Consider the following 15,400-nt stretch of genomic DNA (forward strand, 5'->3'; position numbering starts at 1 on the left):
GTGGTGCCATCGTCGCCCCGGAGGCTGAAGCCGACAAGGACGCGCTGTGTTTCAGGCGAAGTTGACGAGGCGTAGGTAGCGCGACCAGTCCCAGTACGGGCCGGGATCCGTGTGGTCCGACCCGGGGACCTCATGGTGGCCGATGATGTGTTCACGGTCCTTCGGGATGTCGTACTTCGAGCAGATGGCGGCAGTCAGGGCGGCGGACTGCTCGTACATCGCGTCGGTGAAGTATTCGGGTTTGTCGACCCACCCTTCGTGCTCGATTCCGATGCTTCGCGTGTTGTAGGACCAGTTCCCGGCATGCCAGGCGACGTTCCGCTCGCGGACGCACTGGGCGATGTGACCGTCCTTGGAACGCACCACATAGTGGGCCGAGACCTGCTTTGCCGGATTCTTGAAGATGGCGAGCGTGTCCGCGTACGTCTCCTGCGTGACGTGGATGACCACGTAGTCGACGGAATAGGTGGTGGGGCGGTTGGCCGCCGTGTAGTTGGAGGTGCTGGCCGGTACCGATTCGGCCAGGGGATAGTCGACCGCACGAGCCTGTGCGGTCGCGTGGGTGGCGGGCAGAAGCGCCGCGGGGACAGCGGCGGCGATCGCGCCCTGCAGCAGCCGACGCCGACTGGGGAAGCGTCTCACTCGATCCATGACTGGCCTGCCTCTCGGTGGGGGGAACGGCTGGACTGGCGCTGTACCTGGGGGGCCACCGGAGTGGTGGGCCCACTGCTTCGCTGTGGTGGTGATGGCCGCTACGGCGTGGAAGACGCAGCGCCGGTCTCCGGACGGGGAGGGGCCGTCCTGGCGAGAGGCACTGAGCTCTAGGAGGCGCGGAGGTCCGGCCCGTGCGGGAGCGAGGCCGCCGTTTCGCGCAACCGCGCATGCAGTCCACGGTGCGTCTCGCGGGCGGGCAGCCACTCCTTGCGGATCTTTGCCACGCAGGGGCCGGTCTGCGGATTCAGGAACGGGAACTCGCAGACCTCGGAGACCAGGTCCTTCTCCGAGCGGACGTTCCCCGCGAAGCAGTCCTCCGTGAACAGGTCGAGGACCGTGCCCGGAGCGATGCGCGCCACGGGCGGCGCACCGCCGAACGTCCAGGCGTACTCGTCGGGTTCGGGCCGAAAGGTCAGGATCTGAACATCATTCATCGCTGCGCCGCTCCACTCTGGCCGGATGGGCCGTCGGTCCGACCGGGGTGGGCCGCACTGCTCGCTCGGGTCCCGATCCGCGTGGCCGCCGCTGTCGCTGTCACTCCGTCACGGCAGCGGAGCCTCGCGTGATTCACGGTACGGCGGCTGCCGGTTGAGGTGGAAGGGCGTGACCAGGATCTGTGCACGGCAGCGTGATTGTGGATATCCCGGCCACCCGATCGGGGGAGTGGCGCCCATCGAGACCGCCCTGCCTACGTGCGCTGCGCCGTCCTGCCCGCGCTTGCGCCGACCGGATCGTCCAGCACAGCCCGCGCCACCGAGTGCGCGGCCCCCAGCAGCGGCCCGTCGGGCCCCAGGCCGGACACCGTCACTCCACAGGCCCGGCCGACGGTGCGCTCCGTCAACTCCTGCTCGAGAGCGGGCAGGAGCCACGGCGCGAGGCGCGACAGCGCACCGCCGAGCACTACGGCTTGCGGATCCAGCAGGTTCACGGCGCCGGTCAGGGCGATGCCCAAGGCCGTCCCGGCGCCGCTGAGGGCTTGCCGCACTGTTTCGTCGCCCGCGGTGGCGCGCTCGGCAAGAGCTTCGCCCCGTTCCTCTCCGGGGCCCAGGCCCGCGGCGCGCAGGACCGCTTCCTCACCCGCGTACTGCTCCAGGCAGCCGCGACCTCCGCAGGGGCAGGCAGGGCCCTCGGGGCGGACGGGCACGTGCCCCAACTCGCCCGCGAATCCACGCGTTCCGCGCAGAAGCCGCCCGTCGACGACGAGCGCCGCGCCGATGCCGATCTCCGCCGAGACGTGGAGGAAGTCCTCGGGCGATTCCTCGCCGAGCCACAGTTCCGCGAGCGCCCCGAAGTTGGCCTCGTTGTCGACCGTCAGCGGCAGGTCGGTGCGGAGAAGTCGGTCCAGGTCGATGTCCTGCCAGCCGAGATTGGGGGCGCGGACGACCGTCCGGGTGTCGCGAGCGACGAGTCCGGGCACGGCGACCGCCAGGCCCGCGGGGGAGAGGCCCCCTTGTCGCGCCTCCGCACACACCTGCTCCACCAGGGCTGCGAGCTCTTCCAGCACGGGCTCGGGCGAGCGACCGCGGTTGACGGGCCGTCGCTCGGCGCGTGCCCTGACCTCACCACGCAGATCGACCGCGCACACCGCGAGATGGTCGACCCCCACCTCGGCACCGATGCCGACGGGCCCCAGCGCACTGACCGCGAGTGCTGACCCCGGCCGCCCCACCCGCCCCGGACGCTCCGGGCCCAGCTCGTCCAGCAGCCCCGAACGGATCAGCTCGTCCACCAGCGTGGAGACGGCAGCCCGCGTCAGCCCGATGCGGGCTGCCACCGCCGCACGGGACAGCGGGCCGTGCGTGGCCACGGCGTGCATCACCCTGGACAGATTGCGGCGCCGCATCCCCTGCTGGGTGTCGGGCAGCCGCGCGCCGGATGTTCCCCGTCGCTCGTCGTGCAGCGGTGCGGTCATGCCTCGGTCAGTCCTCACTCCCCATGGGGCGCCCTGTCCAGGAGCGGCGCCGCGTCGGAGAGTACCCCGGAGATCCGGGACAGCGCCGCCTCGTCGCGCTCCACGGGGTCGAGTACAGGCCCCCGAGCAGTGTCCCAACGCCCCGCGATGGCACTGGGGTCCTCCCCGGTCAGCAATCCGGCCGCCTGGGCCGCGGCGCCGAGCGCCACCAGCTCCTCGGCTTCGGGAACCTGCACGGGGCGTCCGGACAGCCGCCGCACCGTGTGCTGCCAGGCCTTGCCACGTGCCCCGCCTCCGATGAGCAACAGGGGGGAGGACCGGTCGGCGTCCGGATCCAGGACCATGTCGAGGGCACCGAGCAGCGAGTGGACGGCTCCGTCGTACGCGGCCTGCAGCAACTGTCCCGGCGTCGTGTCGTGCCGCAGGCCGTGCAGCACTCCGGAGGAGTGCGGCAGGTTCGGCGTTCGCTCGCCGTCGAGGTAGGGCAGGAGCGTGACCGAGCCGTCCGGGTCCACCGCCTCACGCTCCAGGTGGAGCAGTGCGGCCACTCGGTCGACGGCCTGTGTGCAGTTCAGGGTGCAGGCCAGCGGCAGCCATGCGCCGCGCGCGTCGGCGAAGCCCGCGACGGTTCCGGTCGGGTCCGCGGGGCGGCGCTCCGAGACGGCGTACACCGTGCCCGACGTGCCGAGGCTCAGCACCGGTGAGCCGGGTCGCAGCCCGAGCCCCAGGGCTGCCGCCGCGTTGTCGCCGGTGCCGGGGGCGACCAGCGTGCCCTTGGAGAAGGGCAGTTCGTCGCCGTCCCGGACCGTTCCGACGATCTCCCCGGGGCGCGCGACGCGGGGCAGCAGCGCCGGGTCGAGGCCCACCATGTCGAGGATTCCCTCGTCGTACTGTTCGGCTCCTGACGCCCACCAGCCCGTTCCGGAGACGTCGCCGCGGTCCGTCGTGCCGAGACCGGTCAGTCGTTCCGTGAGGTAGTCGTGGGGCAGACGCACGGCTGTGGTGGCGCGGGCCGAGGCGGGCTCGTTCTCGGCGAGCCAGGCCCACTTCGTCACGGTGAAGGAGGGCCCCGGGACGCTGCCGATCCGATCGGCCCACACCTTGGGGCCGCCGAGACGCTCCACGAGGCTCTGGGCCTGCGGGGCCGACCGCACGTCGTTCCAGAGCAGCGCCGGCCGCACCGGGCTGCCGTCCTTGCCGAGGGTGACGAGTCCGTGCTGTTGCCCGCCGATGGACACGGCGGCGGCCTCCCGGGCCGGTCGGCCGCACTGTTCGAGGGCCGCGCACAGGGCGCCCCACCACTCCTTGGGGTCGCTCTCGCGGAGCTCGCCGGTGCTGACGTGGTGCGAAGCCTGTCCCCGCGCGACAACCCGGCCGGTGGCCGAGTCGACGACCAGGACTTTGGTGGACTGAGTGGAGCTGTCCACCCCGACGACGAGGGGCCCTTGAGCAGTGGGCGCTGATGACATGACGGTCTCCGTTCCTGCGGCTGTCCCCGGGTGCGCTCCGGAGTTCACTCCTCGACCTTCCCAGCAGCGCCCTCGGATACTAATTTGTAAAGTGCCATGACGAAATAGGTGAGGGAGCCGCACATGAACTACCAGCCCACCCCTGAGGACAAGTTCAGCTTCGGCCTGTGGACCGTCGGCTGGCAGGGCCGGGACCCCTTCGGAGATGCCACCCGGGCCGCGATCGACCCGGCCGACTCGGTGCGGCACCTCGCCGAACTGGGCGCCTACGGAGTGACGTTCCACGACGACGACCTGATCCCCTTCGGATCCTCCGACTCGGAACGAGAGGGGCACATCAAGCGTTTCCGGCAGGCGCTGGACGCGACGGGCCTCGTCGTGCCGATGGCCACCACGAACCTCTTCACCCACCCCGTCTTCAAGGACGGCGGGTTCACCGCAAACGACCGGGACGTGCGCCGCTATGCGCTGAGGAAGACGATTCGCAACATCGACCTTGCGGCGGAACTGGGCGCCCGCACCTATGTGGCTTGGGGCGGCAGGGAGGGTGCGGAATCCGGCGCCGCGAAGGACGTGACGGATGCGCTCGACCGCATGAAGGAGGCCTTCGACCTGCTCGGCGAGTACGTGACCACACAGGGCTATGACCTGCGTTTCGCGATCGAGCCGAAGCCGAACGAGCCGCGCGGCGACATCCTGTTGCCCACGGTCGGCCACGCCCTTGCATTCATCGAGCGCCTGGAGCGTCCCGAGCTGTACGGCGTCAACCCCGAGGTGGGACACGAACAGATGGCGGGCCTGAACTTCCCGCACTCCATCGCGCAGGCGCTGTGGATGGGCAAGCTCTTCCACATCGACCTCAATGGCCAGACCGGCATCAAGTACGACCAGGATCTGCGGTTCGGGGCGGGGGATCTGCGCAGCGCCTTCTGGCTGGTGGACCTCCTGGAGAGGGGCGGTTACGAGGGCCCGAGGCACTTCGACTTCAAGCCGCCTCGCACCGAGGACTACGAGGGAGTGTGGGCGTCCGCTGCGGGATGCATGCGCAACTACCTGATCCTGCGCGAGCGGTCGGCCGCCTTCCGGGCCGACCCCGAGGTGCGTGAGGCGCTGCGTGCCGCGCGCCTGGACGAGCTCGCGGTTCCCACGGCAGATGACGGGCTCTCGGGCCTGCTCGCCGACAGGAGCGCCTATGAGGCGTTCGACGTGGCGGAGGCCGCAGCGCGAGGAATGGCCTTCGAGCGCCTCGACCAACTGGCCATGGATCACCTTCTGGCGGCTCGGGGCTGATCCGGCTTTCTGGCCGGGCTTCCGTCAACTTACGCACGGGGGTCGCTATATGACCGGTTCGAGGTGACTCTTGATGGTATGGCCATGCCGCCCGTACCGCCGCAGCCGCCTCCGCCGCCCAGCGGTCCCCCGCCCAGTGGTCCGCCGCCCGGCGGTGGTGGGTTCGGGCCCCCGCCGGGCGGCGGGTACGGGCCCCCTCCGGGGACCGGGGGCTGGCCGCCGCCTCAGCCCCCTGGCGGGCCTTCAAGGCGGCGTACCGGCCTGTACGTCGTGCTCGCGGTCGTCGTGGCCGCGGGTGCCATTGCCGCGGGGGTTCTTGTGGTCACCGGCGACGACGGCGACGGCAAGAAGGAACCAGTCGAGTCCAGCAGAAGCACGTCGCGTGCACCCACGCCCTCCTTGAGCATCCCGTCCCAGATCCCGAGTGAGCTGCCCACCGGCCTGCCGAGCGGTGTCCCGTCGCTGCCCACCGACTTCCCGACCCTGCCCACGGAATTCCCGACCGGCCTGGGCTCCGCCGCACCCTCGCCTGCCGATGAACAAGTCCCGTACTACCTGTTGAAGACAGGTGATTGCTTCAACGTCGACAGCAGCAGGCCGGGGCAGGCCGCGAAGACGTCGTGCAGCACACCGCACGACGCCGAAGTCGTCGAGTTCGCCGAACTGAAGGGCTCCTACACGACCGACGCCGCTCTGAAACGGGCGGCGGCCGCTCTCTGCGACCGGCCACTGGAACGCAAGGCGCGCAGCCAGCCGTCCGGAACAGTACGAGGAACCCTGGTGCAATACCCGGATGCCACGGGCTACAAGGTCGGTATCGACAACGTCGCCTGCAGCCTGGCGGGGGACAGCGGACCCGGCAAGCACAAGCTCACAAGGCCACTGTCCTGACCAATCGACCTCTCCGGAGTCAGTACTTTCGAGGAAGCCGTACGTACGTCACCGTGGTCTCCGTACCGCTGTCCACCAGGCGGCCGTCCTTGTCGAAGGCCTCAGGACCGTCGCTCATCCCGAAGTCGTTGTCGTTGATGAGGGCCAGAGTGCGACTGTCGACCCGGGCGACGCCTTCGATCTTGTCGGGCACGCCGTCGACGGTGTTCAGGTCGACCACCAGTCGCTTGTCGAGGACAGGCACTCCGGAGGCGGCGGGATCATCGAGCTCCTCCAAGGAGGGCCGTGTCGCGCTCTTGTCCCACTTGCCGCCCAGGATGTTCGCTTCACGATCCAGGGTGACGGCCTGGAGCCGAGCGGCCTTGTCGGTGCGTTCCTGGACGAGGAGCCGGTGGCGCCCGACGGCGACAACGGATGAGATCTTGAGTTCGGAGGTGTCGTCCTCGCCGGGGTCGACGATGTCCACGGGATCGAACCGGTAGGCGTACTCGGCGGTGACGGCCTGCTTCTTCGGCGAGAATCGCAGCAGCCGTGATGTGCGCGAGCCCTCGCCCGCGTCCTCGTCAGGCAGGGAGAGCGGGCTCTGCACAGCCATCACGAGTTCCCCGCCGGGGAGTTGGGTGAGCCCTTCGAAGCCGCGGTTCGTCTTGCGGTGCAGAAGGATGCCTGGCAGCGCCTCGACGACCGGGTAGTCGGCGCCGCGCAGCTTCAGCCCGCGCGGAACGTAGCGCTTGATGACCTTCCCGCGCGCGGAGACATGGATCAGGGACGGCCCGTACTCGTCGACCAGCCAGAAGGAGCCGTCCTGGGCACGCACGAGCCCCTCCGTGTCGAGCCCGTTCGGGTTGTACGAGAGGGAGGTCTTCGCGTCGTACGAGTACGGGGCCTCGTCGCGCCCTTCCTGGTTGGGCAGGCCGGTGACGGGCTTGCCGGACGAGGTCGTGAGCGGCAGCGCGGAGACAACCTTGACCTTGTCCCCACGGACCCGGATCTTCACGATCGCCGGATCGAAGCCGGGCGCTGGGAAGGTGCGGCGCTTCTTGCCGTCCACCTTGATCTGCCCGTTGGGCCCTCGGTCGGTCACCGTCCAGAACTCGCCCTTGCGACCCGCCGGGTAGAGGTCGCTGCCGATGCCGCCGAGATCGACCCCACGGTCGTTCTTCACCGTGCCCGGAAGCAGTGCGTTGCTGAAGGTGCCGAGCGGAATGTCGCCGAGAGTCGCGGTCGCGGTGACCCGCGTCTCGCCGTGCCCGCCGGTCGGGCGGCCTGTCGCGGTGCCTGCCACCGCAAGAGCGGCGACCAAGGCGAGCGGCAGACCGACGGCTGCAGAGCGGCGGACACGGCCCCTACGGGCGGCGTGCGGGGACATCGGGGCCTCCTGGTGCACGGGTGCGTTGACAGCGGTCAGACTTCGCCGCCGCCACGAACGCGAGGGGGCCTGCGGGTGAACTGCGGGAGACGTGCCGACGGCGCCTCCTGCGAGGGGCAGGAGGCGCCGCCGGCGACCACTGGTCCGATCATCAGTACTCGTGCGGGCGCAGTGCCCCGGTCAACCCCCTTCAGATCGGTCATGCGAGCAGAGCTGACGAACCCGATGTCCCCGCTGATGAGTCCGGGAAGGCCTGTGTCGGACCTCCCTGAACCGACGTGACCCACGATCGCGGACGGCTTGTCCGTGCTCAATCACCGGACTGGGGGAGTGCACGCGCCGGTGTTCCCGGCGCGCGCGGGTCCGGCCGGAAAGCGCCGGTGAGCGCCGCCCGGGTTCTCGGCCCAGCGTTCTCCTCGGCGCCGACGTGCTCGACGTTCGGCGATGACGGCCCGCGTCACGCTTCGGGAGGAGGGGCCACGTCACTCCGAAAGTGACGGGCAGTGTCACTCGCCGCCGCTCGCCACGGCCAGTGCCGTCGCAGGGTCGTGGGCCGCGGGGCCCGCAGGAACCCATCGGCCGCGTTCCCTCCGGTAGGGCCACCAACGGCCGTCGCGGCCGTGGCGCAGCTGTACGTCCCCGCCGACCACGGTCCAGCGGTTGTGGGCCGCCCGCAGCTGCGGCCGCTCGTCCTCGTCCCAGGCCGTTTCGAGCGCGGCACGCGCGCGTGCCAGCGCTTCCTCCTTCGGCGTCCACTCCTCTTCGAGGACGTGGAGCGCGGCCCGGCCCCCGTACCTCCAGGCCCGGACGGCTAGAGCGAGGCCGTCCCGACCACGCTCGGATGCCACCGCGAGCCGTGCCTCGACCGCGGTTCCGGGCTGTGCCGCCGCCAGACGCACGGCGTCCTCGCTGCCGGTCAACTCATCTTCGACGGGCAGGTGTTGGTGACCGGGGGCGAGAGCGTCGGCGAGTATCCGGTACGCCTCGACGGCGGCCTGCGCGGCCAGGAACTCGACCGCCGGCACGTCGAGCCCCGGAGCGGGCTCCGCCTCGGTGTCGAGCGTCGGCGGCAGACCGGGCTCCGCGGGCAGCGGAGGTAGGGCGGGCAGCGGCGGGAGGATGGCGCCGTCCGCGTACGCCTCCGCGGCGTCGACGCCCGCTGGACCGGCTTCCTGGGCGTCTTCCGGCGCCTCCGGTGTCTCGGCCCTCGAAGCGCTGCGCGCCTGCAACTCGTCGAGCAGCACCCGCTCCCCGCGCCCCCGCATCAACAGCAGCACGAACGGGTCCTCATCGAGAAGACGCGCCACCTGGTAGCAGAGTGCGGCCGTGTGCCCGCAGTGGTCCCATGCCTCACAGTCGCACTCGGGCTCCAGATCGCCGATGCCGGGCAGGAGTTCGACGCCCGCCGCCGCGGAATCCTCCACCAGGTGCGGCGGCATGTCCCGGTCCAGGAGCGCGGCGATGTGCCCGGCCCGCTCGATGGCCATCTCCAGGAAGCGGTCCCAGTCCTCCGGGCTCAACTCCTGGAGCAGGACATCGGAACGGTGCGGTGTGCCGTCCCGGTCCTTGACCACTGCCGTGATGCGGCCAGGGCGTACGGAAACCGCGCCCACCGCACCCGCGCGCGCGAGCCTGCGGCCGGACTTCAGCTGCTGCAGGTCCAGAGCGGTGTCCTCGAGTGCCTTCAACCAGGCCTGACCCCACCAGCTCTGAGCGAAGCCCCGTCCGTGGGCGGGAGGCAACGCCGCGAACGTGCGCTCCTGCTCCGGCGCGCCCCCGCGCTCGTCGTCCGCGTGATCGTACGTGTCGTCATGGATGTCACTCATCGTGTGCCCCCTCGCAGCTCCACCAGATCCGACAGTTCGGCATCGGTCAGCTCGGTGAGAGCGGCCTCGCCCGACCCGAGGACGGCGTCCGCCAACTCCTGCTTGCGCAGCAGCATGTCGGCGATGCGGTCCTCGATGGTCCCCTCCGCGATCAGCCGGTGCACCTGCACCGGCTGCGTCTGCCCGATGCGGTACGCGCGGTCGGTGGCCTGCGCCTCCACAGCGGGGTTCCACCAACGGTCGTAGTGCACCACATGCTCGGCACGGGTCAGGTTCAAGCCCGTTCCCGCAGCCTTCAGAGACAACAGGAAGACGGGCACGTCGCCGTCCTGGAAGCGCTGCACCATGGCTTCCCGCTGCGCCACAGGGGTACCCCCGTGCAGGAACTGCGAGGGAACTCCGCGCGCCGACAGATGCTGCTCGATGAGGCGCGCCATCTGCACGTACTGCGTGAAGACGAGCACGCTCGCGTCCTCGGCGAGGATCGTGTCGAGCAACTCGTCGAGCAGCTCCAGCTTTCCGGAGCGGCCCGGGATCCGGGGCTCGTCCTCCTTGAGGTACTGCGCGGGGTGGTTGCAGATCTGCTTGAGCCCGGTGAGGAGCTTGACGATCAGGCCCCTGCGCGCGATCCCGTCGGAGCCGGAGATATCTGCGAGCGTCTCCCGCACGACTGCTTCGTAGAGGCCCGTTTGTTCCGCGCTGAGCGAGACGGCACGGTCGGTCTCCGTTTTCGGCGGCAGCTCGGGCGCGATGCCCGGATCCGACTTGCGGCGACGCAAGAGGAACGGCCGCACGAGCTGTCCGAGCCGTTCGGCAGCGGCGGGATCGGTACCGCCCTCAACGGCCTGGGCATAGCGAGTACGGAAGGTGCCGAGCCTGCCGAGCAGGCCAGGCGTCGTCCAGTCGAGGATGGCCCACAGCTCGGAGAGGTTGTTCTCCACGGGCGTGCCGGTGAGTGCCACGCGCGCGCGTGCGGCGATGGTCCGCAGCTGCTTCGCTGTTGCCGAGTACGGATTCTTGACGTGCTGTGCTTCGTCGGCGACGACCATGCCCCAGGAGGTCTGTCCGAGTCTCTCCGCGTCGAGCCGCATGGTGCCGTAGGTGGTGAGGACGAACTCGCCGTTCACCAGGTCATCGAGGCTGCGCTGGGAACCGTGGAAGCGGCGTACGCGGGTGCCCGGCGCGAACTTCTCGATCTCGCGCTGCCAGTTGCCCATCAGTGACGTCGGGCAGACGACCAGCGTGGGCCCTGCGGACTCCTCCTGGGTCTGGCGGTGCAGATGCAAGGAGATCAGTGTGATCGTCTTGCCAAGTCCCATGTCGTCGGCAAGACAGCCACCGAGGCCGAGTGATGTCATCCGCGCCAACCAGTTCAGGCCGCGCAGCTGGTAGTCGCGCAACTCGGCAGCAAGCGCCTCGGGTTGCCCCACGGGCTCCATGCCCTCCGGGTCGGCGAGCCGCTCGCGCAAGGTGGCGAGCCAGCCCGTCGGCTGTACGTCGACTCGCTGACCCCCGACCTCGGCGGTGCCCGTCAGCGCGGCCCCTAGGGCATCGATGGGGGTGACCTTGTGGTCCTGCTGGTCGCGGGCGCGCCGGATCTCGGAAGGGTCGACCAGTACCCACTGGTCACGCAGGCGCACCACCGGGCGGTTGGACTCCGCGAGGGTGTCCAGCTCTGCCCGGGTGAGCTGCTGATCGCCCAATGCGAAACGCCAGTTGAAGGCGAGGAGGGCATCGGCCGAGAGGAAGGACGGCGTGTCCGAGGAGAGCTTGTGCGGGCCCTTGCGGTCGTCCTCGTCGTCGTCCGCCGGGCCGATGACCGCGTGTGCGGTGAGATTGCGCGCCAGCTCTTTGGGCCAGTGCACGTCGACGCCCGCGGCCGCCAGCATGCGGGCGCCCTCGCTGAGGAGCGCGGTGACGTCCTCGTCGGCCAGCTCGATCGCGTCGGGGACGGTGGCCGACAGCAGCGGGGCGAGCGGCGGCCACGCGCGCGTGGCACGACGCAGCGCGAGCAGTGCATCCATGCGCGCACGCGGCCCGAAGGCCTGGCCCGAGGCGCCGGACCCGGCCCACACCTCGGCGGCATCCGCGACGAGCGAGGGATCACTGACACTGTGCAACTGCAGCACGGCACGGAAGGGCAGCCGCGTGCCGTCTTCGGCGACCGTGGCGAGACCGGGAATCTCTAGGCGCAGCGAGATACGCACTCCGGCGTCGTGTCCGGCAGCGACGTCCAGCGCCCAGTCGCGCTGCTCCGGCACGTGCTGGGGTTCAGCGGAGGCGAAGACACGTCCGCCCGAGGCCAGTGGCGCGGCGGCGGAGCGGGGGAGCGTGTCGGCCACGGCGTCGAGGAATTGGCGCAGCAAATGCTCGGGCTCGGGCAGTCGCAGCGGCAGGGTGTCGCCTAGCGGCAGTGCGTGGGCGGCCGGTGGCATCGCCGCGGCCAACTCCCGCAGCCGCTCCAGGTCCTCGGAGCTCAGCGGGCCGGTACGCCACGCATCGTGATCGCTGACGGTCAGTCCCGGCAACAGCAGACCGCGAGCCGCCAGTTGAAGGGCCAGAACCCCTGCCGTCCCCCAGAACGCGCCCGTCGGATGCGTCTCCGTAGTGGCACGCCCGCGCGTGAGGACCGGTAGAGCGGCGCGGACGGGAACCAGCACTGCGGGCACGGTCGCGAGCTCGACGCCGTCATCCCCCGGCACGACGAGGGTCAGTGCTTCATGGTCACCGGCAGCCGTGGCAGGGGGCTCGGTGCCGTCGGTGCGCCAGAACGCAACGCGTCCGTCGCGAGGCGGGTCGGCAGGCACGAAGAGAACGGAACAGCGGGACAGTTCGGAGATCTCGGAGGGGGACACGACAGGGAGCCTGTGCACAGCGATGGCGCATTCCTCAAACTTGACTACTGAGACCGGAGCGGCTGAATGTACAGCACGTCGGGGCTTTCACGGGAGTGATTCGGTGGTGATTCAGGTCACTTCGTATCGGGGGGTGTAGCCAGCCCCCCTGTCGGGCGGTGCTGTCCCCCGGTGAGACACGGGTGGTGCCGCCATGGTTGCCCAAGGTCACCGATCCGTACGTTTTATCAGGTCAGCCCGTCGTCATGAAGACCGGAGACCCACCATGTCCCAGGCCGCCGCGGTAGCGGAACGCTCCCCAGCCAGCACTGGCAAAAAGAGTGCCGGAAGTGATTTCGCCCCTCTGCTGCGCACGGTCAAGGAACAGGGCCTCCTGGACCGGCGCATCGGTTGGTACACGCGAACCATCGCGATCAACGCCTTCGCGCTGGCGGCTGTGGGCGTGGGGATGTTCCTTCTAGGCGCCTCGTGGTGGGTGTTGCTGCTCGCCCCGGTGCTGTCCGTCCTGTGTGCACGGACGGCGTTCATTGGTCATGACGCGGGCCATTCGCAGGTATCGGCGAACCGGTCAGTCGGTCGCGCCATCGGCCTCGTGCACGGCAATCTCCTGCTCGGGATGAGCTCGGCCTGGTGGAACGACAAACACAACAGACACCACGCCAACCCCAACCACGTCGACAAGGACCCCGACGTCGCCGCGAACGTCCTCGTGTGGACCAGTAGGCAGGCCAAGGTCCGGGAAGGCTTCCAGCGTTGGCTCACTCGCAACCAGTCCTGGCTCTTCTTCCCGCTGACGCTCCTCCAGGGCGTCGCCATGAAGATCTACGGTTTCCAGGATCTGCGGCGCCAGGCCTCGCGTGAACGCGTGGTGGAAGGCCTTCTGCTGGTCGCGCACCTCGTGGGCTACACGACGCTGCTCCTCACCGCCATGCCCCTCGGTCACGCCATCGCCTTCGCCGCGGTCCACCAGGCACTGTTCGGCCTGCACCTCGGGCTGGCTTTCGCGCCCAACCACAAGGGCATGGAAATGCCGGACCCGAACGGCGAACGGTGGGGGCACCTGCAGCGCCAGGTGCTGACCTCCCGCAACGTCCGCGGTGGTCCGGTGACCGACTGGTTCCTCGGCGGCCTCAACTACCAGATCGAGCACCATCTGTTTCCGAGCATGCCGCGGCCCCACCTGCGCCTCGCCCAGCCTGTCGTGCGCGCCCACTGCGCCGCTGTGGGCATGCCCTATGCAGAGGCTGGATTCGTCGACTCCTACCGGCAGGTTCTGCGGCACATGTATGAAGTCGGCGAGCCGCTCCGGGTCGAGTAGGCCGGAGGGCGTCGATCGAGCAGCTCAACACTCGGGTCCGAGCAGGTCAGGGACCAGTAGGGGGTGAGTCTCAGGGGTCTCTCAGGGTCGCGACCAGGAACCGAAGGGGAGCGGTTCCCGTTCTCCAAGAAAGAGAGCGGCACACGCCGCGAAGGAGGCGACGCACATGTCGAAGAAGGCGAAGATCGCCGCAGGTGGTGTGGCGGCCGGAATCATTCTGCTGTTCTGGTTGCCCTGGTGGGCCACGCTCCTGCTCGTGCTCGGAGTCCCCGCGGCCGCCTATCTCACGCTCGACTCGGGCCAGCGGCGCCGACTGCGCCGTGTCACACGCAAGGAGATAGGCCACTGAGCTTTGGAGTCGGCGCCCGGCCGTTCGGGAGGGTGAGAGCGACGGGCCATCCGTCAGCCGACTCAGGAAGGGCGCACCGCCATCTTGTCGAGGGCCTCCAAGAGCGAGGGAAGCTCGGGCCCACGGCCCACCGGAAGCACCTCTCCCGGCTCCTCGTCCAGCAGCACGAACGCGATGTCGTCGGTCCTGGCGACCAGTGACCAGCCAGGCCCGTCGGCGCGCAAAGTACGTGCGTGACCCGAGGCGAAGGCCGACCGCACACGGCCCAGGGGCGGCGGCGTGTCCACATAGGCGCGCGCTTCTGCCAGGACATGCCTGACACCGGTAAGAGGTGCTGCCCCAGCGTCTGCTGGGGGTGTCTCCTGGGTGCCGTCCGTCGCGAAGTCGCCGTCGTCGATCTGCCCCCGCCAGGCCGCCCACTGCAGGGCTATCTCGTCCGCTCCGAGCCGCCGCTGGGCCGGACCCCAGGCCCCGGCTTCCGGTGGTGCGAGCGGAGGTCGGCCCGCGTCGTGGGGTTCCGGGTCGTGTGGAGCAGGCACTCCTGGAGCCGCCACCGCGACCGCGAGGGGCCAGCCGGGCAGCGCGGTGACCACGGTGCGTTCATCGGGGGACAGGTCGTACTCCATGCCGCAGTCCCACGAGGCGATCGCCACGGCCACGAGCGACACATCGTCGACGACGACCGTCCAGCGCGCGCCCTCGCCGTCCTGACCGAGCACCAGTCCGTACCCGGCGGCGAGCGGCGCCAGATCCAGCGTCGCGCAGGCCTCCGGATAGTCGTCGCCCAGCACGCTGGGGAACTTCGCGGGGGTCAGCAGTACCGCCGTGAGGACATACAGCGCGTCGTCATCGGCGGCGACAGCGTCGTCCGTCCCGGCCATGCCAGCCTCCCCATCGCTTCACCCGTCGGCGCACCCTAACCACTGGCCACAGAGATCGTCGAGAGGGGGATGACCTGGAAAATCACCAGCGGACCGCCTTGAACGACGTGCACGCGACGGAAGCGGGCTCAAGCGGCGGGCAGTCCGAGGAGCAAACGGGCCACATCCCGTGGTGACTCGTTACGTTCGCGCGCAAGGGCTATGACAGCCCGGCACGCGAGCTCATTGACACCGAAGGACAGCGCCTCCGGAGAGACCCATCCCCGTGCTTCGTCCATCTTGGGTTGATCGTCCTCGGCAGATGCCGCCACGTAGACGGCGGCCGCTTCGAAGAGGTTGTGGGGGCGCCCTTGCCTCTGAGGGCCGCGCACGGCCCCGTCCTCGACCGTTGGGGGCTTATCGGCTCGCCAGAACTTTCGGAGTGCGTCAAACATGTGGTCTACCTTCCCCCGGGAGCGTGCCCACCACCGTTGATCCCTGCATCTGCCGTTCGCCAACGTAGAGTTAGTGCTCCGGTGGCAGAAGG

Annotated in this window: 12 protein-coding genes and 1 pseudogene; 4 read left to right on the forward strand and 9 right to left on the reverse strand. The window is 69.8% G+C overall.

Annotated elements, in window-relative coordinates:
* Positions 1–51: 51 nt before the first annotated feature.
* The 4 genes and pseudogenes from AC068B_RS21400 to xylB form a co-directional block, all read right to left on the reverse strand.
* Positions 52–651, reverse strand: a complete 600-nt coding sequence (locus tag AC068B_RS21400; protein ID WP_478673230.1) for an N-acetylmuramoyl-L-alanine amidase — start codon at positions 649–651, stop codon at positions 52–54.
* Between the two features lie 290 nt (positions 652–941).
* A pseudogene (locus AC068B_RS21405) lies at positions 942–1,148 on the reverse strand (acetamidase/formamidase family protein); the annotation flags it as partial.
* A gap of 254 nt (positions 1,149–1,402) precedes the next feature.
* Positions 1,403–2,626, reverse strand: coding sequence for an ROK family protein (locus tag AC068B_RS21410; protein WP_478673231.1), 1,224 nt, complete (start codon positions 2,624–2,626; stop codon positions 1,403–1,405).
* Between the two features lie 14 nt (positions 2,627–2,640).
* Positions 2,641–4,095: a xylulokinase gene (gene xylB, locus AC068B_RS21415; protein WP_478673232.1), complete on the reverse strand. Its 1,455-nt coding sequence runs from the start codon at positions 4,093–4,095 to the stop codon at positions 2,641–2,643.
* Positions 4,096–4,218: 123 nt separating this feature from the next.
* Here xylB and xylA point away from each other — a divergent pair, with 123 nt between their 5' ends.
* Together xylA and AC068B_RS21425 are read left to right on the forward strand one after the other, a co-directional pair.
* Positions 4,219–5,385 (forward strand): xylose isomerase, encoded by a 1,167-nt coding sequence (gene xylA, locus AC068B_RS21420; protein ID WP_478673233.1) that lies wholly within the window; start codon positions 4,219–4,221, stop codon positions 5,383–5,385.
* A gap of 270 nt (positions 5,386–5,655) precedes the next feature.
* A complete protein-coding gene (locus tag AC068B_RS21425) occupies positions 5,656–6,276 on the forward strand; it encodes a hypothetical protein (protein ID WP_478673234.1) in 621 nt (206 codons plus the stop codon).
* 19 nt (positions 6,277–6,295) lie between these two features.
* Here the strand turns inward: AC068B_RS21425 and AC068B_RS21430 are convergent, their stop codons facing one another.
* The 3 genes from AC068B_RS21430 to AC068B_RS21440 all read right to left on the reverse strand — a co-directional run bounded on the left by AC068B_RS21430 (position 6,296) and on the right by AC068B_RS21440 (position 12,344).
* Positions 6,296–7,645, reverse strand: coding sequence for an esterase-like activity of phytase family protein (locus AC068B_RS21430; protein ID WP_478673235.1), 1,350 nt, complete (start codon positions 7,643–7,645; stop codon positions 6,296–6,298).
* Between the two features lie 506 nt (positions 7,646–8,151).
* Positions 8,152–9,471 (reverse strand): SWIM zinc finger family protein, encoded by a 1,320-nt coding sequence (locus tag AC068B_RS21435; RefSeq protein ID WP_478673236.1) that lies wholly within the window; start codon positions 9,469–9,471, stop codon positions 8,152–8,154.
* Positions 9,468–12,344 carry a DEAD/DEAH box helicase gene (locus tag AC068B_RS21440; protein WP_478673237.1) on the reverse strand — a complete coding sequence of 959 codons (2,877 nt, stop codon included), beginning with the start codon at positions 12,342–12,344 and terminating at the stop codon, positions 9,468–9,470. The genes AC068B_RS21435 and AC068B_RS21440 overlap by 4 nt, the downstream gene beginning before the upstream one ends.
* A gap of 247 nt (positions 12,345–12,591) precedes the next feature.
* Between AC068B_RS21440 and AC068B_RS21445 the strand changes: the two genes are divergently transcribed.
* Both AC068B_RS21445 and AC068B_RS21450 read left to right on the forward strand, forming a co-directional pair.
* On the forward strand, positions 12,592–13,644 hold the full coding sequence (locus AC068B_RS21445) for a fatty acid desaturase family protein (RefSeq protein WP_478673238.1): 1,053 nt from the start codon (positions 12,592–12,594) through the stop codon (positions 13,642–13,644).
* Between the two features lie 166 nt (positions 13,645–13,810).
* A complete protein-coding gene (locus tag AC068B_RS21450; RefSeq protein ID WP_356252850.1) occupies positions 13,811–13,993 on the forward strand; it encodes a hypothetical protein in 183 nt (60 codons plus the stop codon).
* A gap of 62 nt (positions 13,994–14,055) precedes the next feature.
* On the opposite strand, the gene AC068B_RS21455 is transcribed toward AC068B_RS21450, so the two are convergent.
* Positions 14,056–14,874, reverse strand: a complete 819-nt coding sequence (locus tag AC068B_RS21455; protein WP_478673239.1) for a hypothetical protein — start codon at positions 14,872–14,874, stop codon at positions 14,056–14,058.
* A gap of 128 nt (positions 14,875–15,002) precedes the next feature.
* Positions 15,003–15,308, reverse strand: coding sequence for a hypothetical protein (locus AC068B_RS21460; RefSeq protein ID WP_478673240.1), 306 nt, complete (start codon positions 15,306–15,308; stop codon positions 15,003–15,005).
* Positions 15,309–15,400 lie beyond the last annotated feature (92 nt).

It is taken from the genome of Streptomyces sp. NPDC042371, from assembly GCF_056437465.1.